Genomic DNA, 284 nt, shown 5'->3' with positions numbered 1-284 from the left:
AGGCTATGACGCAAAGTAAATAATCGTTCTCCTGCCCAAGATTCTACATGATTTAGTCTATGATCGCCAAGTGATAACACATAAGTTAAAAAACCAACGGCTAATTTGCCGCCATCAAGACCTGTCCAGTTTCCATGATCTGGAAAATAACGGTTCAGGTGCTGACTCAGGTTACTCTCTTCTAATTTTGCAACCAATAAGGGAATATCATCTACTCGTTCTGTGATCATACAGCGAGTTTAACTATTTTCTTTTTTCCAACCTAGAAATCAGCGAAACGTAAG

General features: G+C 39.1%; 1 protein-coding gene. It reads right to left on the bottom strand.

The window, feature by feature from the left end:
* On the bottom strand, positions 1-230 hold a 230-nt coding region (locus Q0954_RS34740; protein WP_299466881.1), incomplete at its 3' end, for a hypothetical protein.
* Positions 231-284: the final 54 nt, after the last annotated feature.

Source organism: uncultured Microscilla sp. (assembly GCF_947493425.1).
In the GTDB taxonomy this organism is placed as follows: domain Bacteria; phylum Bacteroidota; class Bacteroidia; order Cytophagales; family Microscillaceae; genus Microscilla.
The sequence above is the reverse complement of the archived record's forward strand: the minus strand, read 5'-3'. Positions and strand labels throughout refer to the sequence as shown.